The following is a 24,123-nucleotide window of genomic DNA, read 5'->3' as shown; positions in this document are numbered from 1 at the left end:
ATGGAACCAAATTATAACAAAGGAGAGCGTTACTATGAAGCTCAGAAAAAAGTGATTGAAATTAAGAAGTTTTATCAGCATTTAACGGTTTATCTTCTTTGTAACCCAATTGTTATTGTAGTCAATCTTATGACTTCGCCAGGTTATTTGTGGTGTTTGTATTCTGTACTGGGATGGACAATTCCGATAATTTTACACGGAATGAAAGCTTTTAATTTCTCTCCAATTTTTAATAAAGACTGGGAAGAACGAAAAATCCAGTCAATTTTAGAAAAAGAAAATTCAAAACAAAAATGGGAGTAATCATGGAAAACAATTCTAGTAATAATATCGAAGAAAATGAATTACAACAATTAGCAAGTAAAAAAGTAGCTAAACTGAAATCATTTTATAAATACACATTTTTTTACATCATTGCTTTAATTGTTTATGTATTAAAACAATATACAGAATTGCCTTTGCATTCTTTCCCTTTTCAATTTATAAACGGAGTTGTAATGAGTATTTGGACGGCAGTTTACATTAGTTGTGTAATTGATATGGTGGTTTCTTTTAAATTTCTTGGTCGAGAATGGGAAGAACGAAAGTTAAGAAGCCTCTTAGAAAAGAAAAATAAAGTACAAAAATGGGAGTAATCATGGAAACGAATTGTAACAATGAAAGAGAAAAACTGGAGTTTGAGCAAATCTTTAGAAAAAAAGTGGTTAGACTAAGATCCTTTTATATGCATGCTTTAATATATGCAGCAGGATTAGCAGCTTTTGTGTTAAAGGAATATTATGGAGCTCCATTGAACTTTTTTCCATTAAATTTTTTAAACGATGTTGTAATGGTAATTTGGAGTTCGGTATTTGTATGTTCTGCAATAGACTTATTTGTTTCTTTTAAAATTTTAGGAAATGAATGGGAAGAACGTAAACTGAAAAGTATTTTAGAGAAAAGACAGAAAAAACAAAAATGGGTGTAATCATGGAAATAAAATATAATGAAGAAGACAGATACTATCTTGCAAAAAAGAAAGTAGAAAATATAAAGGGCTTTTATGCTAATCTTACCTCTTACATTGGTGTAAATATTATTTTGATTGTCATTAATTTATGGACATCACCAGAATATTTATGGTTTTTCTGGCCCTTATTGTGGTGGGGAGTTGGAGTTCTTTTTCACGGATTAAAAGTTTTTGAAATATTTCCGGTTTTAGGTAAAGATTGGGAAGAAAGAAAAATCAAAGAATTGATGGAAAAAGAAAAAGAGAATAAAAAAAAATGGCAATAATTTAATTCAATAAAAATGGGACGATTTAGAAGACACATGTACGAAGATTATGCACATGAATTTAGTACAGATGAAAGTTACAATATAGCATACAGAAAAGTTAAAAGAATAAAAGGCTTTTATTCGCATTTGAAAGTTTATCTTATCGTAAATGCGATTATCATTATTTCTAGTTTGAATAGCAGAGGTTTTATAGGTAATCATTTTGAAATTAGAAACTTTAGAGAATGGGAAGTCTATTCAACAGCATTTTATTGGGGTATTGCTTTAGCCATTCATGCATTTTCAGTTTTTGGACCTGATCTTTTTTTAAATAAAGAATGGGAGGACAAAAAAATTAAAAAATATATGGAGAAAGAAGCTCAGAATAAAAATAAATGGGAGTAATTTTAAATTATATTTTTTTTTAAAAATTTAGCACAGTACTAAATGACCACATTAATTATAGAAGACGAAAAACCAGCTGCGCGATTGTTGCAGCGAAAGCTTGAAAAGTTAGATATTGCCGTAAAAACAATGCTGCATTCTGTAGAAGAATCTCTTCATTGGTTTAGCAATAACGATCATCCGGATTTGATTTTTCTGGATATCCAATTGTCAGATGGTTTGTCGTTTGAAATTTTTGAAAAAATAGATATCAAAAGCGCTATTATTTTTACAACTGCTTATGATGAATATGCTTTAAAAGCATTTAAATTAAATAGTATCGATTATCTCCTCAAACCAATTGACGAAGATGATCTGGAAGTGGCGGTTACTAAATTTAAAACACGCTTGCCAAAACCAAGTTCAGAAACTCAAAATCTGCAGCTTGATTTTGAACAGATTCGTCAAATGCTGTCAAACCCTTTTGAGAAAGTATACAAAAAGAGATTTACGGTTAAAATTGGTCAGCATTTAAAAGTAATTACTACAGAGGAAATTGAATGTTTTTTTAGTGAAAATAAAGGAACTTACATTCATACTTACGACAATCGAAATTATTTAATTGATTCGACTTTAGAGATTCTGGAGCAGGAACTAGACAAAAAGGATTTCTTTCGCGTAAGCAGAAAATTTATTGTCCCGCTTCAGGCAATTAAAGAAATTCAGGTGTATACCAATTCTCGTTTAAAAGTAATTTTACCAACTTACAAAGAAGATGAGGTTATTGTAAGCCGTGAAAAAGTGCAGGATTTTAAAACCTGGCTGGGATAAAATAGATTTATTTTTAAATGAGACGTTCCTACGGAACGTTATATTGTGTGATTATCATTTCTGACGGATTTCAATCCGGTTAACGAGACGTAAATTTTCAAACGGAATTAACCAAATACATAAAATAAAAAAGAGCCGAAATTTTCGGCTCTTTTTTATATCGTTCAAAACATTATTTGCTCAATCGATGCAATGTATATGTCATGGCACTCAAAAGGAAAAACGCCATAATTTGGTGAATTAATCCTAAAGCCAAAGGCACGCTGTATAATAATGTAAAAACACCAAGAAGGAATTGTATAAAAACAAAAACTATTAAAGTATTGATTCCGTTTACCTGCGTATTAGTAAGCGTATATTTTTTACTTTTGAAGAAAAGGAAAAGAATAATTCCAACAACAACATAAGCAAAAGTTCTGTGTACAAACTGAACGCCGCTTTTCCCTTCAATTAAATTCCTAATCAAACTAGATTGTTCAATAAAAACCGATTCGTGAATAAATTCTCCATCGCTCATTAAAGGCCAGTGATTGTGAATTAATCCGGCATTTAGTCCAGCAACAAATCCACCATAAATAATTTGGATTAATAAAGCTGCTAAAGCATATCTGGCGATTTTACGAAGCGGTAATATTTTATTGATATTTCTTTCAGGATAAATCAAATCCAACGCAACCCAAAGTGTATAAGCAAAAGTGATAAAAGCAAAAGTTAAGTGTAATGAAAGTCTAAAATGACTTACATCCGGATTATCGATTAATCCGCTGCGAACCATAAACCAGCCCAAAAATCCTTGAAAACCGCCCATTGCCAAAAGAACAATACATTTTTTAATAGTTGGAGTATCTAATTTCTTTTTGATTAAGAAGTAAACAAACGGCACAAAGAAAACCAAACCAATTATACGACCGATGAAACGGTGAAACCATTCCCAGAAATAAATGAATTTATAATCTGCTAATTGAAAATCGTTGTGAATATTGATTTTTTGATACTCAGGAAACTTTTTATACTCATTAAAAGCGGCTTGCCATTTTGCGTCTGTTAAAGGAGGAAATGTGTCGGTAACCAAATGCCAGTCCGTCATTGATAAACCTGAATTAGTTAAACGTGTGATTCCGCCCACGACAACCATTAAAAATAATAAAACACAACCTGATAGTAACCAAATGATTACTGATTTATTCTCTCTTTTCATTCTTTTCCGATTAATTCGATTTCGTTTGTCTTTTTTGTTTTGGAAATTCTTTTTAAATAGAATTTCGAGAAATATATATTGATTAAAATACTTGGAGCAAATATTACGCTTCCGAAGATAATCCTGGAAATTTTATCATTCATCTCAGTTCTTAAACCCGACATTTCAATTAAAGCAGGACTAGTTAAAAGAGCAGCAACAATAAAAATTACAGAAGAAGGAATAATAACAGACATTAAAAAGTAAAATAATTTGTGTTTGATATGTTTTTCTCCAGTTTTCTTAAATCCCTTAAAAAAAATAAAATTTGAATAAATAATTATTAACAATAATATAGATATAAAAATTCCACCTAAAAGATCCATGCTATTTCTTAAGAGTTAAATTTAATTTCGCAGCTCTTTTAATCACAAAATCATACGCAGCCTGATATTCATTTGGAATATCTCCTTCTAAAATAGCTTCTTTTACAGCTTCTTTTAAAACTCCAATTTCACGAGAAGGCTTCAAATCGAACATTTCCATAATTTCTTCACCGGAAATCGGCGGCTGAAAATTACGAACGTGATCGCGTTCTTCAACTTCAACAATTTTCTTGCGAACAATTTCAAAGTTTTTATGATATTTCTTAAACTTTGCTGGGTTTTTGGTTGTAATATCAGCTTCACATAATGTCATTAAATCCTCAACATCTTCACCAGCATCAAAAACTAAACGACGAACTGCGCTGTCGGTTACAATATCCTGCGCCAAAACAATTGGGCGTGAACTCATAATGACCATTTTTTGTACAAACTTCATTTTGTGATTCAATGGCATATGTAAACGTTCGAATATTTTTTTTGCCATTTTTCCACCTAAAAATTCATGTCCGTGAAAAGTCCAGCCTTGTTTTTTATTGAAACGTTTTGTTGGTGCTTTTCCAATATCGTGAAGTAAAGCCGACCATCGCAGCCAAACATCATCTGTATTTGGGCAAATGTTATCAACTACTTCAAGTGTATGGTAAAAGTTGTTTTTATGCGTATGACCTTCGATTTCTTCTACCTGATTCAACGCTGTTAATTCAGGTAAGATTAAATCTAAAAGCCCGGTTTTATATAAAAGTAAAAATCCGGTTGACGGTTTTGGTGTAGAAAGAATTTTATTCAATTCGTCTACGATTCTTTCACCCGAAATAATTTTAATTCGATCTGCATTTTTGGTAATCGCATTCAATGAATTTTCTTCAATTTCAAAATTTAACTGTGTTGCAAAACGAATCGCACGCAGCATTCGCAGCGGATCATCAGAATAGGTAATATCCGGATCTAAAGGCGTTTTGATGGTTTTACTTTCTAAATGCGCCAATCCATTAAACGGATCTAAAAGATCTCCAAAGTTAGTTGCATTTAAAGATAAAGCCAAAGCGTTGATTGTAAAATCACGACGATTTTGGTCATCCTGAAGCGTTCCGTTTTCTACAATCGGATTTCGGCTGTCAAAATTATAAGATTCTTTTCGGGCACCAACAAATTCAATATCGGTATCTTCAAAACGAAGCATTGCTGTTCCGTAAGTTTTAAAAACCTGAACTTTTGGTTTATTCGGAAGTAAGTCAGAAACTTTAAGCGCTAATTCGATGCCGCTTCCAACCGCTACAACATCGATATCTTTTTTAGAACCTCGGTTTAAAAGCAAATCACGAACGAAACCTCCTATCACATAAGAGTCTACATTTAATTCCTGAGAAGCTTTCGAAATAATATCGAAGATTTTGTTTTGTAAAGCAGTTTTATAATTTGTTTGTATAGCCACGAATTCACTAATTTTTGAATAAAGATGATTTCAATTTTCGAAGAAATGAAATGCATGCAAATTTACAACATAGAAAATCCCTATTATAATCTATCGCTCACTTTTTTGAACAATTTCACATTTTGATGCGTTGATTTTTATAAATTGAGAAAGGGCTGCCACGAATTACACGAATTATTTTTTTTCTGCCACAGATTACAGGATTAAAAGGATTAAAAAAATCTGTGGAAATCTTTTTAATCTGTGGCAAAAAATCTTTGCAATCTGCGTGAAAGAATAATTCGTGGCAGAAAAATATAGCCACAGATTAAAGGATTAAAATGATTAAAAAATCTGTGGAAATCTTTTTAATCTGTGGCAAAAAATCTTTGCAATCTGCGTGAAAGAATAATTCGTGGCAGAAAAATATAGCCACAGATTAAAGGATTAAAATGATTAAAAAATCTGTGAAAATCTTTTTAATCTGTGGCAAAAAATCTTCGCAATCTGCGTGAAAGAATAATTCGTGAAAATTCGTGTAATTCGTGGCGAAAAAAACTATACAGTAATAAAACAAATCAATTACAATAACATATTTTTAAAAATGCAATTTGTATTTTTGAGTCATATAAAAATGCACAAATGAAAATTGTTATATCGCCGGCGAAATCACTGAATTTCGAAAAAGAATTACCTACTGCTCAACATACTGAACCTTCATTTTTAAAAGAAGCGCGTCAGGTTCATAAAATATTAAAAGGGAAAAAACCTGCTGAATTATCTCATTTAATGTCAATTTCCGATAAACTTGCTGACTTAAACTGGAAACGAAACCAAGACTGGAAAACACCATTTACGGTTGAAAATGCCCGCCCGGCAGTTTATACTTTTGATGGTGATGTTTATACAGGTTTAGATGCTTATTCAATTCCGTTAGAAAAATTAGATGTTCTTCAGGATAAACTTAGAATTTTATCAGGACTTTACGGAGTTTTAAAACCGCTTGATTTAATGCAGGCATACCGTTTAGAAATGGGAACAAAACTGCCTGTTGGAGATTATAAAAACCTGCATGAATTTTGGAAACCTGTTGTTACAAAAGCTTTAAACAAAGAATTGACAAAAGGGGAATTATTTGTGAATTTAGCCAGTAACGAATATTTCTCGGCAGTTGATGTAAAAGCTTTAAAAGTTCCTGTAATCACTCCGGATTTTAAAGATTACAAAGATGGAAAATTAAAAATGATCAGTTTCTTCGCAAAAAAGGCGAGAGGTATGATGGTGCGTTATATTATTGATACAAATGCAGAAACTATTGATGATTTAAAAGGTTTTAATTACGAAGGTTATCATTTTGATGCGAATCTTTCAAAAGGAAATCATTTGGTTTTTACAAGGTAAATTTTGAGGGACAAAGGTTCAAAGTTACAAAGGATCAGAGGTTTTTTTAAGGTTCTGAGTTACTAAGATGCTAAGGTTCTAAGATTTTTTACTAGAGAGCCGAAGGCTCGGAACATATTGTAGGCAGGGATTTCAATCCCTGTAAATTTCAACAATATTGATAAAGATTTCAATCCCTGAAGATTTAGTGGATGTCAACAAAAAAATAAACGCCGAATTCTAAATTGAATTCGGCGTTTCTGCGTATTATAAAATTATTATTATTAGTGCATTGCGTCGGCTGCGCTAATCTTGTTCTTCCCTTTTTTGATAAAGAGAATAATCGGTATACAACATAAAAACATAATTCCCAGGTACATAAAAATATCCATGTAAGCCAAAACGGTACTTTGTTTTAATACTGAATATTCTATTGCCTGGTAAGCTTTTTTAAGTGCAACATCAGCACTATATCCTTTTGACATAAAAACTCTTTGCATTCCTGCAATACGCTGCTGAACATCATATTTTGCAGGATCTAAATTGTTGATTAAATCAACTCTGTGTTCCTGACTAAAACGTGTGATAAAAGTGGTAATAATTGCAATACCAAATGAACCTCCTAATTGACGCATCATTCCGGTAAAAGCAGCTCCTTCACCAATTTGTTTTCCTTTTAAAGTTGAAAGTGAAAGTGTTGTAATTGGTACAAAAAGTAATCCAAGACCAATTCCTCTTAAAATTAATGGCCAGTACATATGTTCAACACCGGTATCAGGAGTCATACGACTGTACATCATAAAAGTAAAGAGGAAAAACACAAAAAATCCAACTCCAACCATATAACCTTGCGGAACACCTTTTTGAATCATGTTTCCAACAAATGGCATCATAATCGCCGTTGTTATAGATCCCGGAATCAATAATAATCCCGCATCAGTTGCTGTCCATCCTAAAATCGACTGTGTATAAATAGGGATAATTAACGTTGAACCATATAAACCGAAACCAAGAATGAAACACATTACAGTCCCAATTCTTAAATTTCCATCTTTTAAAACACTTAAATTAACTATTGGATGTTTGTAAGTCAGCTCTCTCCAAATAAAAAGAATCAATCCTAGAACAGTCACAACACTTAGAGTTACAATAAGTGAATCGTTAAACCAGTCATCTTGCTGTCCGTGTTCTAAAACAAATTGTAAAGAACCGATAAAAGCACTCAACAAGAAAATTCCCCACCAGTCAACCTGATTTGCTTTTAATTTTTCTCCATATTTAGGGCTTCTTACGAAAGTTAAAGCCAAAATAGTAGCGATAATTCCAAGTGGAATATTAATGTAAAATATATAAGGCCAGGAATAATTATCTACTAAATATCCCCCCAAAGGCGGACCTAAAGTTGGACCTACAATTACACCCATTCCGTAAATGGCCTGTGCCATACCGCGTTTTGCAGCCGGATAACTTTCTGTAATAATCGTTTGGGCTGTTACAAGTAACGCTCCGCCACCCATACCTTGTACGAATCGGAAGGCTACAAGTTCCCAAATATTAGTGGCATTTCCACATAAAAAGGAACAGACGGTAAATATAATGATAGAAGCCACAAAATAATTACGTCTTCCAAATTGCTGCGATAACCAGCTCGTCATTGGTATTACAATAACATTTGCAATTGCATATGCTGTAATAACCCACGCCACATCGGTCAGGGTAGCACCAAGACTTCCGCGCATGTCTGTCAGTGCTACGTTTACAATCGTTGTATCTACAATTTCCAGCAATGCACAAAGTACTGCCGTAATCGTAATGACAACACGTCTAAAACCGTATTCTACTAAATCGTCGTCTGCTTGTACTGCTGCTGCCATTTTTTATTTTAAATGTACGTCTACATCAACATTCATTCCTGGTCTTAAAAGTTTTACTTTTTCAGGATCGTTTGATTCATCTAAACTAATTTTTACTGGTAATCTCTGAATTGTTTTTACGAAGTTTCCTGTAGCATTATCAGGAGGTAACAATGAAAAACGTGATCCTGTTGCAGGAGAAAATGAAGTTACAGTACCTTTAAACTCATAGTTTGGATAAGCATCAACTTTTAAACTTACTTTTTGCCCCACAACCATTTTGTTTAATTGTGTTTCTTTAAAGTTAGCTACAACCCAAGCCTCATTATTGTTAATAATGTAGAATAAAGATTGCCCCGGCTGAACTAATTGTCCCGGCTGAATATCAACTTTAGAAACCTGACCATCAATAGCCGCTGTAACTACTGTGTAGCTTAAGTTTAAGTGAGCAACATCAAGCATTGTTTTTGCTTTTTTGATGTTTGCTGCAGCAACTTCTGTTTGTTTATCAGAAACTTTAGATTTTGACTGAATAACTGATTTTTGGTAAGAACTTGCTCTTTGCTGCTGTTCTAAAACACGTACTTGGTTTTCAGCTTCATCTTTTGCAGCCTGAGCCTGTTCAAATTGCTGTTTTGTAATGGTATGCGTTTTATACAAGTTATTATAACGGTTGAAATCGTTTGTAAGCTGTCTCAATCTGATTTTAGCACTTTCGATAGAACCGCTTGCAGATCTCATATTTGCATCAGAAACCGAGATGCTTGCATTTGCACTTCCAATATCAGCTTTTGCTGCTTCGTATTGACCTTCAGCTCCTAATAATGCAGCATTTGCTTCATCGATTTTTAACTGATAATCTCTTTTATCGATAGTAAATAAAGTATCTCCTTTTTTTACATAGTCATTATCTTTCACATATACTTTACTGATATATCCTGATACTCTCGGAATAATCGGATTCATTTTTTTCTCAATTTGAGCATCATCCGTTTCTTCGTGAGCCAATGAGTGTAAGTATTTTGATATTCCGTAAGTTCCTCCCACTAAAACCAAAACGGTTAGTATGATGATGAATTTTTTATTTGTCTTTTTCTTTTCCATGAGAGCTTCGATTATATTTTAGAAAGATTGAATGATTGTGATAATTGTCCTGATACTGAAAGTAATTCGTAATATTTTTGAATAATTGTTGCTTTTGCTACAGCGGTATTGATTTTAGCACTTAGCTGTTCAACATCAGCTTCAACAAGATCATTGGTATCTGCAAGACCATTGTCGAATTTATCTTTTACAAGTCTGTAATTTTCTGCAGCCTGCTGAAATGCTTCTTCATAAACCACACTTTGATTGATCGCTAAGTCATAATCTTCAATAGATTTTTGAACTTCAACTTTAATGCGGTCCGTCATAATAGCCTCCGTATTTTTTACTTCAAGCGCTTTGCTTTCTGCTTCTTTTACGTGTGCGCTGTTTTTAAGGATTCCAGATAAATCATACGATAAACCTAAACCAAAATTCATAGCATATTTTACAGTAATAATGTCTTTAAGATCTAAAGCAGTATAACCGCCAAGTAATGAAATTGTTGGATAATATCCGGCTTTTGCAATCTTAACATTAGCTTCTGAAGCTTTTTGCTGTAAACGAACAGCCTCTAAATCTTTTCTGCTTTCAAGTGCTAAAACATCTGATGTTGGAGCATTAGTTGTTTTTAAGTTAAAGAAATCATCTTCGTTAACCTGAATTTTTACTGTTGGCTCTAATTTAAGTAATGTCGTTAGATAAAAGTTGATGTTGCTAATGTTGTTATTAGCTTCATCAATAGATAATTGCGTTTTTGAAACCAGTAATTGTGCTTTCAATAAATCATTTCTTGGAATGATTCCGTTTTTCTCTAATTCAATAAAATCAGTAACACGCTGTTTAGCACTTTTTTGATTCTCTGTTAAAACATCTAAAGTTTTTTGTGCCTTGTATAAAGCCGTGTAATAAGTAATTACCCTTAAGGCAACATCTTCTTTTGTTTTAGCAGCAGTAACGCTTTCGGCTTCATATAAGCTTTCATAAGCGTCAATACTATTCTGAATTTTAAATCCTGCAAAAAGAGGTAAACTTAAATTTGCCATACCAAGCATTGCACGATCCGGAGAAGCTAAAGAAGCGCTTTCTCCCTGATTAGGCATATCGATCGAAGCTTTTGTTAATCGCTGATATTGTCCTGAAACTTTTAAATCTGGATATTGGTTATTCTTAACCGTTTGTAATTCATATTTTTTTGAGTTTACCTTAGTGTTGGCAAGCGTAACCTCGTTACTCTTTTCCCAAGCCATTTTTACGGCTTCATCTAAAGTTAAACTTGTTTTTTCTTGTGCTTCTATTGAAGATATCCCTATAAAGAAAACTCCAAAGAGCATTATTTGACTAATTTTCATAAACAAGTAGCGCTTTTATAGTTTGTTGAATGTGCTTTGTAAGACTGTTTTTAATGTAATCGTTGTATAACGTTTCTGTTTTTAGATTTAAGAGTTCCTCAAAGAATGATTTATTCATATGAAAATGAAAAAAAGTTCCCATAATCGTTGGTGTAATCAACGGGATAATGACATCTTTTCTAAAAATCCCTTTTGACTGGCCTTCTTTAATAATTGCTTCAAGAGATTTTAGGTTTCCCTTTTTCAGCTCTGTAAAAGCGGCAAGGCTTTCTTCTCTTTTTTTAGAATTAAGTTCGAAATGTAAAACTCTGAAAATCCCTCTGTTACAATTAATTCTATTGATATAAATTTCGACTAATTTATTGACTTTATCAAGAGGGTGAAGATCTTCATGCTGTAAACTTTCGATTTGTAACTTTAAATCAGCTGTTTTATGAATGATTAAAGATTCCAGTAATTTATCTTTTGAACCAAAATAATACGAAACCATGGCAATATTAATTTTTGCATGTTTCGAGATATCCCGTATTGATGTTCCCTCAAATCCTTTCTCAGAAAATAGCTTTTCAGCAACAGTAAGAATCTGAATTTTTTTATCGTTTAATTCGATCTGTGACATAGTATTGTTTATAATCGAATACAAAATTAAACACTCGTTTAATTTAAACACTTGTTTAGTTTTTGTTTAACACAATATTAACATAAAACGGTTTCGATAATTTTGGGCAAAAAAAAAACTGAAACACTTAGTATTTCAGCTTTGTTAGTTTGTTTTGTCATTCCGACGAAGGAGGAATCGCACTCGTAATTCGACAAAGATTGGAGAATTTGCTTGTGGAGTTTCTAGTGCGATTCCTCCTTCGTCGGAATGACAAGCTAGGCTTTTATTGTATACGTTTATCGAATCTCTCCAACAAATTCCTCAATTTTCCCACTTCCGTTTTCACTTAAATGTTTAATAAAAGCACTTCCAATAATAGCGCCTTTTGCATATTTAGTAGCTTGATTAAAAGTCTCTTTATTCGAAATTCCGAAACCTACAATTTGTGGATTTTTTAAATTTAGGTTTGCTATTCTCTCGAAATAGCTTTCCTGAACATTTCCAAAACCAGATTGAGATCCCGTAACGCTTGCAGAACTTACCATATAAATGAATCCGTTTGAAACGCTGTCGATAAAACGAATACGATCGTCAGAAGTTTGCGGCGTAATCAGGAAAACATTAATTAATCCGTATTTTTCGAAAATCGCTTTGTATTCTTCAGCGTAAACATCAACAGGTAAATCTGGAATAATTAAACCGTCGATACCAATTTCGCTGCATTTTTTGCAAAAAGCTTCAACGCCGTATTGTAACATCGGATTAAAATATCCCATAATAATCAAGGGAATTTTTACGCTTTCGCGGATGTTTTTCAGCTGATCGAAAAGAATTTGAGTTGTCATTCCGTTATGAAGCGCCTGTGTAGAACTCGCCTGAATTGTTGGCCCATCGGCCAAAGGATCACTAAACGGAAGTCCAATTTCGATTAAATCGACCCCATTTTTCTCTAAATCCTGAATAATCTGCACAGTATCATTTAAGTTAGGATATCCCGCAGAAAAATAGATCGAAAGTATCTTTTTATCTTCTTGTAATTTTTGAGTTATTCTGTTCATTTTAATATCTTTTTTATCCTGCAAGGTTTCCAAAACCTTGTAGGTATGTTAGTTTTTTGCCACAGATTAAAAGGATTTTCACGGATTATTATTCAAATTTTATTTCATGTAGATTTAAATTGATTTAAGCCAATTGATGCAGATTTTTTAAAAATATCTTTAATTAAATCTGTAATAATCTGTCAAATCTGCGTGAAAAAAATCTGTGCAAATCTGTGAAATCTGTGGCATTATTTTTAATTTTTTAAAACCCTACTTGTCCAATTATCCTTTTGTTTTTCTACCAATAATAATCCCGAATCTGAATCATTCATCTGCCCAATTAATTCTCCTTTATTATTCCAAAATGCACTTTGACCTGCCGAAGGAAATCCCCACGATTCGCCGCTGAAATTCGACATCAAAACATTCATTTGATGTTTCTCGGCATAATTTTGCAAATCTCTGTATGCGTTCGGAATCCCGTTTGGCGAAAAGAAAATACTGGCAGTATAAATATCAGTTTCTCTCTTTTTCGCATTTTCCGGATGCAGCGGATTATCAATATCGGCACAAATGGCAAATGAAATCTTTTGATTTTCAATTGAAATAATTGGATTATTATCAAATGAAAATTGAAAATATTCATCCTCGCCTTCGTGTAAAAACTGTTTCGTATAAATTGAAACTAACTTATCTGGAGAAATTACAAATTCGCCAATAAACAGATTTGAGCCAATTTCAATAGGTGCACCGGCAATAATTACAATATTATTTTCTACAGCTAATTTTTGCAAATGATCCAAGCGCGAATCGTTTTTCTGGAAAGCTAATCTCTGTGCATGTTCTCTTTCATAGCCTGTAATAGACATTTCAGGAAATGCAATTAATTGCGCTTTATTTTTTACAGCCAATTCTATAAGACGATAATGATCTGATAAATTTGCATCGATATCCCCTCGCGTTGGTTTTGTTTGTGCAGCAGCTAGAATCATTTTTTATTTTATAATTATTTAGTTTTCCATATAAATCCAGGCCGAAATTCCTGATTTTAAAGTAACCTTAACTCTTTTATAAGCATTAGATTCAAATAAATCTACTTTTGCTAAATCTGCGTTAGTAACATTGAAAACAACTCCATGAATAACTTCTGAAGGATTTTCGCTTGGTACAACGACAACATAATCAGCCATTCCAAATTCTTCTTCAATTTGAAGGCTTTTTAGTTTATAACCAAGAAGCTGGTCAGGAGTTCCAGTTAATACTTTATTGAAAACCTGCATTTGAATTTGTTTTGATCGTAATGTTCCGTAAGAGAATAACTTTTCCATATCTACTTTTTTCTCGTTATTTGTTTGCGTTAGCGAATGCCCAAATTACGATTATTATTACAATTTAAAATAATCAATATAATTGTCTAAATCTTTATCGCCACGTCCAGAAAGACTAATAACGACAACATCTGTAGGTTTAAATTTCTTTTGATCTAAAACTGCAAATGCATGGGCACTTTCAATCGCCGGAATAATTCCTTCTAGTTTTGTCAATTGCAAGCCTGCATTCATAGCATCATCATCGGTTACAGAGAAGAATTCACCGCGTCCGGTTTGTGCCAAATGTGCATGTAAAGGTCCAACTCCAGGATAATCTAACCCTGCTGAAATTGAATACGGCTCAGTAATTTGTCCATCTGGTGTTTGCATTAAAAGGGTTTTGCAGCCGTGAATAACCCCCACTTTTCCTAATTTACTTGTTGCAGCACTATGCCCGCTGTCAACACCTTTTCCTGCAGCTTCAACGGCAATAATTCCAACTTCAGGTTCGTGTAAAAAGTGGTAATATGTTCCTGCGGCGTTACTTCCGCCGCCAATACAAGCTACAACATAATCAGGATTTTCTCGTCCTTCTTTTTCTTTTAACTGCCATTTTATTTCTTCTGAAATAATACTTTGAAAACGTGTAACCATATCGGGATAAGGATGAGGTCCAATCGCCGATCCGATTATATAATGTGTATCAACAGGATTATTAATCCAATCGCGAATGGCTTCGTTTGTAGCGTCTTTTAAAGTACGTGAACCCGAAAGTGCCGGACGAACTTCTGCGCCTAACATTTTCATACGGGCCACATTCGGAGCCTGACGCGCAATGTCAATTTCGCCCATGTAAACGATACATTCAATTCCCATTAAAGCGCATACTGTTGCCGTTGCTACACCATGCTGACCTGCTCCGGTTTCGGCAATAATTCTTTTTTTACCTAAACGTTTTGCTAATAGAATCTGCCCGATTGTATTGTTAACTTTGTGCGCTCCGGTATGATTTAAATCTTCTCTTTTTAGATAGACTTTGGTATTGTATTTTTCAGATAATCGCTTTGCAAAATACAACGGACTTGGGCGTCCTACATAATCTTTCAGCAATTGGTTGAACTCAGCTTTAAAATCTGGTTCATCCATTATGCTTAGATATTTTTGGCGTAATTCTTCTACATTTGGATACAGCATTTCAGGAATGTAAGCTCCTCCAAATTCTCCGTAATATCCTTTTTCGTTGACGTTAAAACTCATTTTATTTAAAGTTTAAAAGTTGGCAACATCAAATTTTCGTTTGAAATTGCTAAATAGATTTCTGTTTTTAAGCCCTGGTTCGATTTCAAATTTACTATTTACATCGATAGCATAAATTGGTAAATTGCTTTTTGAAATTTCTTCAATGGCTTTTAATTCGTTAATTCCGATTCCGCCGCTCAAAAAGAATGGTTTGTCTGAATTGTATTTTTTTAATATCGTCCAGTCAAATGTTGTTCCGTTGCCGCCGGGTAATTTTCCTTTTGTATCAAACAGGAAATAATTACAGACAGGTTCGAAAGGTTTTATCACTTCAAAATCAAAGTTTTCATCTGCAGAAAATGCTTTTATGATTTCGATTTTTTTTGACAGTTTATTTTTTAGTTCCGATACAAATTCAATGGATTCATTTCCGTGTAACTGTACGGCTTGTAAGTTGTATTTTGCTGCTTTTTCCAGAATTTCTTCTTGCGTTTGATTTACAAAAACTCCCACTTTTTTGACTGTTTTTATAAGTTCAGGAATGGTTCCGTTAAAATATCGTGCGGATTTTTCCCAGAAAATAAATCCCATATAATCGGGTAGGAGTGCGCCTACTTCGAGAATGTTTTCGGGATATTTCATGCCGCATATTTTGAGTTTCATTTTTTTTGATGCTTTAAGCTTTAAGCTTTAGGCTTTAGGCTAAATTAGTAATGTTGAGAAAGGCTTATAGCATAAAGCCTATAGCTGACTAATAAAGTCAACAGCTGCTTGTCCGGCGTTATCAGTTTTCATGAAGTTTTCTCCAATTAAGAAACCTTTGTATCCGTAAGGCTTTAATTCCTGAATGGCTTCGATAGATGAAATACCGCTTTCGGAAACTTTTACAAAATCATCCGGAATTTGGGATGCCAATTGTTTGCTGAAATCTAAGCTTACTTCAAACGTTTTTAGATTTCTGTTGTTTACACCAATCATGTCTAGAGTTGGCATAATCGATTTTTCCAGTTCTTCCTGATTATGTACTTCCAGTAAAACCTCTAAACCTAATTTTTTGGCAAATTCAGATAATGATTTAATTTCATCACGAGTTAAAACAGCTGCTATAAGAAGAATCAAATCGGCTCCGTGGGCTTTGGCTTCCAGAATTTGGTATTCATCGACAATAAATTCTTTTCGCAAAAGCGGAATATTTACGCTTGCTCTTGCCAAAAGTAAATCGTCAAGAGAACCTCCAAAATATTTCCCGTCTGTTAAAACCGAAATTCCGCAAGCTCCGGCATTTTCATAACCTTTTACAACTTCTTCAACTGTAAAGTTGTGATTAATAACTGATTTTGAAGGAGAACGGCGTTTGTGTTCTGCAATAATTCCAGTCGAACTTGCTTTTAGTTTTTGGCTTAATGAAATCGTTTCTTTTCCAAAAAATACAGAAGCTTCCAACTGAGAAACTGGAATGATTGATTTTTTGAGAACGACTTCTCTTTGTTTATCAAATATTATTTTATCTAAAATGTTCATTGTTGTTGTTTTGCCACAAAGTCACAAAGACGCAAATTTATTAGTGCTAATTCGTGAAATTTGTGTTTGTTTTTTATTTACTTAATTCCTGTAATGCTTTTAATGCTTTTAATCCTTTTCCGGATAGTAAACTTTCTTTTGCCAGTTCAAATCCTTCAAGCGGAGAACATTTTGTAACGGTTGCAATTGCCATTGCTGCATTGGCACAAACTACATTATTTTGTGCTTCGTTTCCTTTTCCAGAAATGATATTAGTGAAAATTTCAGCCGATTCTTCGATGGTTTTTCCGCCTTCGATTTCTGTTTGAGATAAAAGTCTAACACCAAAATCTTCAGGTTTTAACATTCCTTCCATGTGTGATGTAATCGTTTTGGTTGGGCCTGTTAAAGAGATTTCGTCATATCCGTCAAGTGAATGTAAAATGGTGAAATTGATATCGGTATTTTGATATAAATAAGCATACATTCGGGCTAATTCAAGATTGAAAACTCCAACTAATTGATTTTGCGGGAATGATGGATTTACCATTGGTCCTAACATATTAAAGAAGGTTTTTACCGCTAATTCTTTTCTGATAGGTCCAACATTTTTCATTGCTGGGTGAAATAGAGGAGCGTGTAAAACACAGATTCCGGTTTTGTCGATACATTTTTCTAAAAACGAAGGATCATTGCTGAATTTAATTCCCATTTTTTCCATTACGTTACTCGATCCCGAAATTGATGAAACGCCGTAATTTCCATGTTTGGCAACTTTAATTCCAGCTCCAGCCGATACAAAAGAGGCTAAAGTTGAGATATTGAATGTGTCTTTTCCGTCACCGCCCGTTCCGCATAAATCGATGGTGTTGTAAGCTGATAAATCAACGCGAACACACAATTCTAATAGAGCTTCACGAAATCCCGAAAGTTCATCAATTGTAATGCTTCGCATCATAAATACGGTCAAAAATGCCGAAATCTGACTCGGATTGTATTGTCCGCTTGATATATTAATCAAAACGTCTTTTGCTTCTTCTTTAGAAAGTACTTCGTGATTGATTAATTTGTTTAATATAGTTTTCATTTTTTTTAAGTCTTAAAGTCTAAAGTCGAAGGTCTTAAAGTCCTGACTTTTGATATTTATTTTAGAATTGGATTTTTTAGTTTTAAAATAGGAAAGGATTAAGTTTCTAATATTTGACTTTATGACTTTCGACTTTAAAACTTTGGACTAATTTCTAACTCTTTATCCAATTCTCTAAAATCCTTTTTCCTTTCGGAGTAAGCACACTTTCAGGGTGAAACTGAACGCCTCTTACGTCGAATTTTTTATGTCTTAGTGACATTATCTGTCCATTTTCATCAATTGACGTTGCTTCAAGAGCTTCTGGTAAATTACTGTCAACGACCCATGAATGATATCTGCCCACTTCAAATTCGTTTCCTAAACCTTCAAATAAAATTTCGTCTGAAACTACTGTTTTTACATTTGTTGCAACGCCGTGGTATACTTTGTCTAGGTTCGAAAGCGTTCCTCCAAAAACTTCTCCAATAGCCTGCTGCCCTAAACAAACGCCAAGAATACTTTTTGTTGGTGCATATTTTTCAATTACGGCCTTTAATAAACCCGCTTCATCAGGGATTCCAGGACCCGGCGAAAGTAATATTTTATCGAAAGAAGCAATTTCGTCAATTTCGAATTCGTCGTTTCTATAAACCGTTACTTCGCAGTTTAAATCTTCCAGATAGTGCACTAAATTATAAGTGAAACTATCATAATTGTCTATAACTAATATTTTTTTCATTTTTTCTAAGGTTCTAAGTTGCTAAGACACTAAGTTTTCAAACTGTTACTGAAAACTGGGACTGAGACTGACAACTATTTTTTATTTATTTTTCTCGAACGTACTTTTCAGTAATAATTCTATCGATTCCTAATTTTTCTACTTTTTCTATTCCCTTTTGAGTTAAAGTGTCGTTTTTAATTTTTACTACAAACTCAAATTTTCCATTTTCCCATTGGCGGTTGTTGAAGTACTCTAAATTCTCGGTATAAACACTATCTTTTAAAGTATATTTTCCGCCTCCGCCAAAGAATACTGCATTTGTTGAATCTTTACCATTATTTAAATCATGATTTAAAAAAGCAAAATGTGTATCGTTAATAATTTTAATCATTTTTGTTTTTGGATTGAAAGTCGAAAAAGTTGAATCTTTTTCTGTCGTTTCTGCTGATATCAGACGCCAGGTTCCTTTAATTGGATTCTCTTTTTTTTCCGAATTACAAGAGGTTATTGTAATGATTAAAACTAGAATTGATAATACTTTTTTCATGGTTTATAGTTTTTTATAGTTTGTTTTTATTTTTTAAAGTTTCAGATTTCAAGTTTCACGTTCCAACAACTTGAAACCTGAAACAAAGAAAACTTGAAACTATATTTTTTCTGCCATTTCCAGCGCTGTATTCAATGCTCTTAATTTGTTATAAACTTCCTGCATTTCACTTTCTTCGTCAGAACTTGCTACGATTCCGGCGCCGGCCTGGTAATGTAATTGATGATTTTTACTAAGGAAAGTTCGAATCATAATGGCGTGATTAAAATTACCTTCAAAATCCATAAAACCAATTGCGCCTCCGTAGAAATTACGATTTGTTTTTTCGTAATCTTCAATCAATTGCATGGCTCTGTGTTTTGGTGCACCGCTTAAAGTTCCGGCAGGGAAAGTATCGGCGACAACCTGCATTGTCGTCGCTTTTTCGTGTAAATGACCTGTAACTTTAGAAACCAGGTGAATTACGTGCGAGAAAAACTGAACTTCTCTGTATTTCTCCACATTTACATCGTGACCGTTTCGGCTTAAATCGTTTCTTGCCAAGTCGACAAGCATTACGTGTTCACTGTTTTCTTTTTTATCTTCTGAAAGTTCTTTGGCTAGAAGTGCATCACGTTCGTCATTTCCGGTTCTTTTAAAAGTTCCGGCGATGGGGTGAATTTCGGCTTTTCTGTTTTTTACGATAATTTGCGCTTCGGGCGAAGACCCAAATATTTTGAAATCTCCATAATCAAAAAAGAATAGGTAAGGAGATGGGTTGATGCTTCTTAAGGCTCTGTAAACATTAAATTCGTCACCTTTAAAACCTTGTGTAAAACGACGAGATAAAACCAATTGAAAAACGTCTCCGCGAAAGCAATGTTTTTTTGCTAAAGCCACATTGTGTTTAAATTCTTCATCGGTTAAATTAGAGAAACCTTCGCCTTCTTTTGAAAATTTGTATGAAGCAATATTTCTGGATTGTAATAATTGTTCGATTTCAGAAATGTTATTTGTTCCATCAACGCTGTGGCAGAAAATATAGGCTTCGTTTTTAAAGTGATTGATGGCAATGATGTTTTGATAAACGGCATAAAAAACATCCGGAATTGAAGTTGCATTGTCTTTTTTAGCAATCGAAACTTTCTCGAAATAACGAACGGCATCGTAAGAAATGTATCCGAATAATCCATTATTAATGAATTTAAAGTCGTTTTTCTCCGATTGAAATTTGCTTGAAAACTCCTGAATTACTTCTGGAATATTTGTTGAAGCATCAATTTTAGTCTGCTCTGAAGTTCCGTCAGGGAAAGTTTTTGAAATCGTTTCGTTTTCGATTTTAATCGTAGCAATAGGGTTACAGCATACATAAGAGAAACTGTTGTCGTTTCCGTGATAATCACTGCTTTCCAGTAATAAACTATTTGGAAATTTATCTCTTATTTTAAAATATATACTAACCGGCGTAATGGTGTCTGCCAGGATTTGTTTGTAATGTGTGTTGAGTATAAAAGGTTTCAAAGTATGTGTTTTTTAGTTTTTAATATTTTTTTCTGCTAAAATTTCGACCAAAAAAAAAGGCCTGTCGTGATGACAAGCCTTTTATATTTATAGTTTTGAAAATACCATAGGAAGCTTAGTTCACGACGTTTGACGTAAATTGTTCCACCACCAAGTATTGTTCATTATTGTTCTCATATCTTATTTTGATGTGACAAAGATATAAATGTAATTTGAATTAGAATACATAAAATCTCAAAAAAAACTTTTCTAATTTTTGAAATTTGTTAAATTTTAAACTCTAAAGTTTGCTTAAGGCCTTAGTTTCCAATCGCAATCGTATTATTAACATTTGCTCTAAAATCTGGATTTCCTTTGATATTTGGCAGTGTAAACAACTCATTGTTCTTGTATTTTGAGTATTCTATCCCAGAATTTGGATTGTAATAATTTTGAATTGCAGCATCAGCACTAGATGATTCACTTGTAATTCCGCCGTTGCAATTGTTCACGATTATGTTTTTGAAACTCATTTTTGCCAAGCTTTCGTCTCCATTTCCAATATTGCTTTCTAATAAAACAAAAGGAGAAAAACCAGAAACAATACTATTGCTTAAATTAAAAAAAGTGTTTTCTCTAATATGAATAGATTCTCTAACCAGGCCTTGGTTGTTTTCTTCAAGATTTACTAAAGTGATATTGGTTGCATTGATTTTTGTCATTTTTTTAGTCATATCAGTATTTTGAATCTTATCATAAGAATCGACTTCAAAACATCTTGAACCCGAAATATCTGATGAAAAAGGATGACGAATAGCAATACTGTTGCTGATGCTAATTTGAGCTCCTTGTGTAAAATCGAAATCGTCGTCAGTAGTTCTGTATGAAATTAAATTATTCATATTTAAATCTCCGCCGTAACATTCAAAAGAATCGTCGTTTGAAAAACTGATCTGGATATTGCTTAAAATTGTTTTTCTCCCAACACCAGCCAGAGAAAGACCGTTAAGTTCTTTTTCTGAACTCAGTTTTCTACCGGCAAATTCTATCCTAACATATTTTAAAATGCCTGAATTGTCTTCGGCATCCTGACCTCCATAATGATTTAATATTGGATCTAAAGTAAAAGGAAGTGTGTGAAGTCCGCCAAGCGAATTAATTGGAGCTTTTCCTAAAATGATTATTCCGCCCCAGTCTCCCGGACGTCTGTCTGTGATTTCTTTGTTTGAAGTAAAAACGATTGGGTCAGTTTCTAAACCTTCGGCCACAATTTTTGCACCATTTGTAACAACAAGAGTTCCGCAGGTTTTATCATCGCCTCTTATTATAGTTCCGGGTTCGATGGTTAAAGTTGCATTGTTTGTCACATAAACAATACCTACCAGCTGGTAGGTATTTCGTTTTACTAATCTGGTATCTTTGTCAATCGTTCCGGCAATTATGTTGGTTGCTTCACTGTATTCTATTTTAGACGGATTAAAATTGGTCCAATTATTCATCCAGTTATTGGTGCCGGTTATTCCTTTTATCTGTTGTTGAGCTTGTAGAAAAAAAGTGCTTATAAGTGTAATTATTGCAACACATATTTTTGTTTTCATAGCTATAATTTTAATTTCTGTTTTTTGATTTTTATTTTCCTCAAAATTAGACCCCGAATGTTAATCAATACGGGGATAGTTATTATGAAAGCGTTATTTTATCATTAAGAATGTTATGATTTTGAAAAGAAATAAGATATTTAACCAGAGAAAACGCTGCTTCAAAATTGTTTGCAATTAAATTTTCATTTAAAGATAATTTGTAACTTTAATAAAAATAAAAGAAATGGAGTTAGATACTCGAAAAGTGATTTTTATTAGAGACTTTCTTAAGCTTGAAAGTGAGAAATGAAGTTAAAGACTTTTTGGACTGATTTTACTAAAAAAGTACTTAAGAATATTTTTTGATTATTATAAAAAGAAGCCAATTTAAGCGTTGCAAGAAAACTTGTTATAGGAATTACGAAAGAAACAACTAAGCAGCAAGGACAATCTGAAATTGGACAAAAGGAAGAACTTTTAGAAAGTTATTCAAAAGAAATCCGTTATTTGATATTTAAAAATTATAAGATTATTTATTGGATAAATTCTGAAAGAAATTCAATTGAAATTCTGGATGTATTTGATACCAGACAAAATCCAATAAATATTAAAAGACATAAATAAAAAAGAAAAACCCCAATAGAATCAACTATTGGGGTTTTTCTTATATATGAATTAGTAAGCCTGAAATTAGAATTTTAAAGCTACTGTTAATTCGAAATCATCGCTGATAGTTTTATCTCCTAAACCTTCGAAGAAACTTCCAGAACCGTATTTAATATCATATTTAGTTCTGTCAACTTTAAATGCAGTTGTAGCAGTGTTTCCACTTACAGTAATATCAAAAGTTACTGGTTTAGTGATCCCTTTAATAGTTAAATCAGCAGTTACTGTGTAAACGTCAGCAGATTTAGCACCAATAGTTTTGAAAACTAATTTTGAAGTTGGGAATTTATCAGTTCCAAAGAAATCGTCAGCTTTTAAGTGACCGTTTAATTTACCTTGGTATTCTCCACTTAAATCTGTAGAAGTTAATGAAGTCATATCAACTGTGAAGCTTCCTCCAACTAATTTTTTTCCTTTGAAAACTACAGCACCTTCTTTAAAGTTTACTGTTCCAGAGTGTTCTCCTGTTACTTTTTTACCTACCCATTTGATAGTAGACGCTTTTACGTCGATTTTTTTAGTTTGTGCGTTTACTGAGATACCAGCTGCTGCTACGAATAATGCAATTGCAATTGTTTTTAAATTTTTCATGTTGTTAAAATTGAATTTGATTAATAATAATTATATAGTGATAAATAATTCCTCGTGAGATTTTCTAACTTTTTTGAAATGCTGAGCATCGTCCTCATCATGTCTGTAACCTACAGCAGCAATAACTGTAGTACTTAGGCCTAGTTTATCAAAACCTAAGATTTTGTTGAATTCTGCTGCATTGAAACCTTCCATAGGTGTAGCATCGATTTTTAATTCAGAAGCAGCACTTAATAAAGTACCCAAAGCAATGTAAGTTTGTTTTGCTGTCCAGATGTTTTTAGCTTCATCAGATAAGTTTGCAACTGTACCTTTCATCATATCGCTAAATCCAGCCAAAGCATCAGCAGGAACACCTCTTGTTTTGCTTATATTGTTGATATAATTGTCTACAGAATGTACTCCAAGATTTACATCATTTGCAAATACAAATATTTGAGAAGCATCTGTAACCTGTGTTTGTCCGTAAGCTGCAGCTTTTAATTGTTCCCTGATTTCCGGATTTTCTACAATAACAACTTTGTATGGTTGTAATCCGTATGAAGAAGCACTTAATCTAACAGCTTCTTTTAAAGTATTTAAATCTGCTGAAGATACTTTTTTAGATGCATCATATTTTTTTGTTGCATATCTCCAGTTTAAATTATCTAATAATGTACTCATAAT

At 33.1% G+C, this 24,123-nt stretch carries 26 protein-coding genes; 7 read left to right on the top strand and 19 right to left on the bottom strand.

Annotation, left to right across the window (positions count from 1 at the left end):
* From AABD74_RS21390 to AABD74_RS21365, 6 genes are read left to right on the top strand one after another with little or no spacing between them, the layout of a single operon-like run.
* Positions 1 to 303, top strand: coding sequence for a 2TM domain-containing protein (locus tag AABD74_RS21390; RefSeq protein WP_232679048.1), 303 nt, complete (start codon positions 1 to 3; stop codon positions 301 to 303).
* 2 nt (positions 304 to 305) lie between these two features.
* Positions 306 to 635 (top strand): 2TM domain-containing protein, encoded by a 330-nt coding sequence (locus tag AABD74_RS21385; RefSeq protein ID WP_232679050.1) that lies wholly within the window; start codon positions 306 to 308, stop codon positions 633 to 635.
* A gap of 2 nt (positions 636 to 637) precedes the next feature.
* The gene (locus AABD74_RS21380) at positions 638 to 967 is read left to right on the top strand and encodes a 2TM domain-containing protein (protein WP_232679052.1); all 330 of its coding nucleotides are present in this window, start codon (positions 638 to 640) and stop codon (positions 965 to 967) included.
* 2 nt (positions 968 to 969) lie between these two features.
* Positions 970 to 1,275, top strand: a complete 306-nt coding sequence (locus tag AABD74_RS21375) for a 2TM domain-containing protein (RefSeq protein ID WP_406844240.1) — start codon at positions 970 to 972, stop codon at positions 1,273 to 1,275.
* A 15-nt stretch (positions 1,276 to 1,290) separates the two neighbouring features.
* Positions 1,291 to 1,662 carry a 2TM domain-containing protein gene (locus AABD74_RS21370; RefSeq protein WP_232679056.1) on the top strand — a complete coding sequence of 124 codons (372 nt, stop codon included), beginning with the start codon at positions 1,291 to 1,293 and terminating at the stop codon, positions 1,660 to 1,662.
* 42 nt (positions 1,663 to 1,704) lie between these two features.
* Positions 1,705 to 2,472, top strand: coding sequence for a LytTR family DNA-binding domain-containing protein (locus tag AABD74_RS21365; RefSeq protein ID WP_291146949.1), 768 nt, complete (start codon positions 1,705 to 1,707; stop codon positions 2,470 to 2,472).
* A gap of 172 nt (positions 2,473 to 2,644) precedes the next feature.
* On the opposite strand, the gene AABD74_RS21360 is transcribed toward AABD74_RS21365, so the two are convergent.
* On the bottom strand, positions 2,645 to 3,670 hold the full coding sequence (locus AABD74_RS21360) for a COX15/CtaA family protein (RefSeq protein WP_406844239.1): 1,026 nt from the start codon (positions 3,668 to 3,670) through the stop codon (positions 2,645 to 2,647).
* Between the two features lie 366 nt (positions 3,671 to 4,036).
* The gene (locus tag AABD74_RS21355) at positions 4,037 to 5,467 is read right to left on the bottom strand and encodes a CCA tRNA nucleotidyltransferase (RefSeq protein WP_406844238.1); all 1,431 of its coding nucleotides are present in this window, start codon (positions 5,465 to 5,467) and stop codon (positions 4,037 to 4,039) included.
* Positions 5,468 to 6,088: 621 nt separating this feature from the next.
* Here AABD74_RS21355 and yaaA point away from each other — a divergent pair.
* The gene (gene yaaA / locus AABD74_RS21350) at positions 6,089 to 6,847 is read left to right on the top strand and encodes a peroxide stress protein YaaA (RefSeq protein ID WP_406844237.1); all 759 of its coding nucleotides are present in this window, start codon (positions 6,089 to 6,091) and stop codon (positions 6,845 to 6,847) included.
* Between the two features lie 263 nt (positions 6,848 to 7,110).
* On the opposite strand, the gene AABD74_RS21345 is transcribed toward yaaA, so the two are convergent.
* The 17 genes from AABD74_RS21345 to AABD74_RS21265 all read right to left on the bottom strand — a co-directional run bounded on the left by AABD74_RS21345 (position 7,111) and on the right by AABD74_RS21265 (position 24,120).
* The gene (locus tag AABD74_RS21345) at positions 7,111 to 8,700 is read right to left on the bottom strand and encodes an MDR family MFS transporter (protein ID WP_406844236.1); all 1,590 of its coding nucleotides are present in this window, start codon (positions 8,698 to 8,700) and stop codon (positions 7,111 to 7,113) included.
* Positions 8,701 to 8,703: 3 nt separating this feature from the next.
* Positions 8,704 to 9,783, bottom strand: coding sequence for an HlyD family secretion protein (locus tag AABD74_RS21340; RefSeq protein WP_232679070.1), 1,080 nt, complete (start codon positions 9,781 to 9,783; stop codon positions 8,704 to 8,706).
* Positions 9,784 to 9,794: 11 nt separating this feature from the next.
* Entirely contained in the window at positions 9,795 to 11,114 is a 1,320-nt protein-coding gene (locus AABD74_RS21335; RefSeq protein WP_406844235.1) for a TolC family protein, read from the bottom strand.
* Positions 11,104 to 11,733 (bottom strand): TetR/AcrR family transcriptional regulator, encoded by a 630-nt coding sequence (locus AABD74_RS21330; RefSeq protein WP_232679074.1) that lies wholly within the window; start codon positions 11,731 to 11,733, stop codon positions 11,104 to 11,106. Before AABD74_RS21330 ends, AABD74_RS21335 begins: the two co-directional genes overlap by 11 nt.
* A gap of 278 nt (positions 11,734 to 12,011) precedes the next feature.
* Positions 12,012 to 12,773 carry a tryptophan synthase subunit alpha gene (gene trpA / locus AABD74_RS21325; protein WP_406844234.1) on the bottom strand — a complete coding sequence of 254 codons (762 nt, stop codon included), beginning with the start codon at positions 12,771 to 12,773 and terminating at the stop codon, positions 12,012 to 12,014.
* Between the two features lie 236 nt (positions 12,774 to 13,009).
* Positions 13,010 to 13,747: a carbon-nitrogen hydrolase family protein gene (locus AABD74_RS21320; protein WP_406844233.1), complete on the bottom strand. Its 738-nt coding sequence runs from the start codon at positions 13,745 to 13,747 to the stop codon at positions 13,010 to 13,012.
* A gap of 18 nt (positions 13,748 to 13,765) precedes the next feature.
* The gene (locus AABD74_RS21315) at positions 13,766 to 14,083 is read right to left on the bottom strand and encodes a gamma-glutamylcyclotransferase family protein (RefSeq protein WP_232679081.1); all 318 of its coding nucleotides are present in this window, start codon (positions 14,081 to 14,083) and stop codon (positions 13,766 to 13,768) included.
* 57 nt (positions 14,084 to 14,140) lie between these two features.
* A complete protein-coding gene (gene trpB / locus AABD74_RS21310) occupies positions 14,141 to 15,322 on the bottom strand; it encodes a tryptophan synthase subunit beta (protein ID WP_132989783.1) in 1,182 nt (393 codons plus the stop codon).
* Positions 15,323 to 15,334: 12 nt separating this feature from the next.
* Positions 15,335 to 15,967, bottom strand: a complete 633-nt coding sequence (locus AABD74_RS21305; protein WP_406844232.1) for a phosphoribosylanthranilate isomerase — start codon at positions 15,965 to 15,967, stop codon at positions 15,335 to 15,337.
* A gap of 78 nt (positions 15,968 to 16,045) precedes the next feature.
* Positions 16,046 to 16,825: an indole-3-glycerol phosphate synthase TrpC gene (trpC, locus tag AABD74_RS21300; protein WP_406844231.1), complete on the bottom strand. Its 780-nt coding sequence runs from the start codon at positions 16,823 to 16,825 to the stop codon at positions 16,046 to 16,048.
* 73 nt (positions 16,826 to 16,898) lie between these two features.
* Entirely contained in the window at positions 16,899 to 17,891 is a 993-nt protein-coding gene (gene trpD, locus AABD74_RS21295) for an anthranilate phosphoribosyltransferase (RefSeq protein ID WP_406844230.1), read from the bottom strand.
* Positions 17,892 to 18,045: 154 nt separating this feature from the next.
* The gene (locus AABD74_RS21290; protein WP_406844229.1) at positions 18,046 to 18,612 is read right to left on the bottom strand and encodes an anthranilate synthase component II; all 567 of its coding nucleotides are present in this window, start codon (positions 18,610 to 18,612) and stop codon (positions 18,046 to 18,048) included.
* Between the two features lie 85 nt (positions 18,613 to 18,697).
* Positions 18,698 to 19,141 carry a hypothetical protein gene (locus tag AABD74_RS21285; protein WP_232679096.1) on the bottom strand — a complete coding sequence of 148 codons (444 nt, stop codon included), beginning with the start codon at positions 19,139 to 19,141 and terminating at the stop codon, positions 18,698 to 18,700.
* A gap of 99 nt (positions 19,142 to 19,240) precedes the next feature.
* On the bottom strand, positions 19,241 to 20,641 hold the full coding sequence (locus tag AABD74_RS21280) for an anthranilate synthase component I family protein (protein WP_232679099.1): 1,401 nt from the start codon (positions 20,639 to 20,641) through the stop codon (positions 19,241 to 19,243).
* 299 nt (positions 20,642 to 20,940) lie between these two features.
* On the bottom strand, positions 20,941 to 22,218 hold the full coding sequence (locus AABD74_RS21275; protein ID WP_232679101.1) for a hypothetical protein: 1,278 nt from the start codon (positions 22,216 to 22,218) through the stop codon (positions 20,941 to 20,943).
* Positions 22,219 to 22,890: 672 nt separating this feature from the next.
* Positions 22,891 to 23,457, bottom strand: a complete 567-nt coding sequence (locus AABD74_RS21270; RefSeq protein ID WP_232679102.1) for a YceI family protein — start codon at positions 23,455 to 23,457, stop codon at positions 22,891 to 22,893.
* A 30-nt stretch (positions 23,458 to 23,487) separates the two neighbouring features.
* Complete coding sequence (locus AABD74_RS21265; protein WP_406844228.1) at positions 23,488 to 24,120, bottom strand: NAD(P)H-dependent oxidoreductase; 633 nt, start codon at positions 24,118 to 24,120, stop codon at positions 23,488 to 23,490.
* Positions 24,121 to 24,123: the final 3 nt, after the last annotated feature.

Origin of the sequence: Flavobacterium soyae, from assembly GCF_045348165.1 — a bacterium.
GTDB lineage: Bacteria > Bacteroidota > Bacteroidia > Flavobacteriales > Flavobacteriaceae > Flavobacterium > Flavobacterium soyae.
Note: the sequence above shows the minus strand (reverse complement) of the source record. Positions and strands in the feature narration are given on the sequence as shown.